Below are 498 nucleotides of genomic sequence, written 5' to 3'. Positions count from 1 at the left end.
CTAGTCCGCCACGGCTTCCAAGCGGTTTAAAAACTTGGATACACCTGAATAGTTACTTTCAATATATGCTTTAATGGTATCTTCACCTTTTTCCATAATCTCTAATGGGAGGATACTAGCATAAATAGTACTTCTGACATGCTTCCAATCTTTATTTTTTAAGAATTCTCTTTCTCTCTGAGAGGAATCTTTTTGAAGATCAGCATAGTAAGAAGATATGGCTTGGTCATAGGATTCCCCTTTTGCATACGGCCGATAAGATTGACCGAGTCCAAATCAGCCTTGTAATCATCCTCGCCGATGCTTGGTTTCATATCATTTGCATTAAATGTCGTGTCTTCCTCCCAGCCTGAAAGGTCCTTGACATGCTCTCTACCGCCATAGATATCAGTTAACTGGACTTGATTAGGATTAAGATGAGTAGCCATAGTGATGGACTGGTGGGTAAAGTCTGCGTGGCCTGTCACCAATTCTCCCACTGGGTTTCAATCTTGACAT

Annotated in this window: 1 protein-coding gene; it reads right to left on the bottom strand. The window is 41.2% G+C overall.

What is annotated here, in order from left to right; all coding sequences use genetic code 11:
* Positions 1-158: 158 nt before the first annotated feature.
* Entirely contained in the window at positions 159-467 is a 309-nt protein-coding gene (locus AB2B49_RS09210; RefSeq protein ID WP_231071365.1) for a hypothetical protein, read from the bottom strand.
* Positions 468-498: the final 31 nt, after the last annotated feature.

The organism is Streptococcus jiangnanensis (genome assembly GCF_040888325.1).
GTDB lineage: Bacteria > Bacillota > Bacilli > Lactobacillales > Streptococcaceae > Streptococcus > Streptococcus jiangnanensis.
The sequence above is the reverse complement of the archived record's forward strand: the minus strand, read 5'-3'. Positions and strand labels throughout refer to the sequence as shown.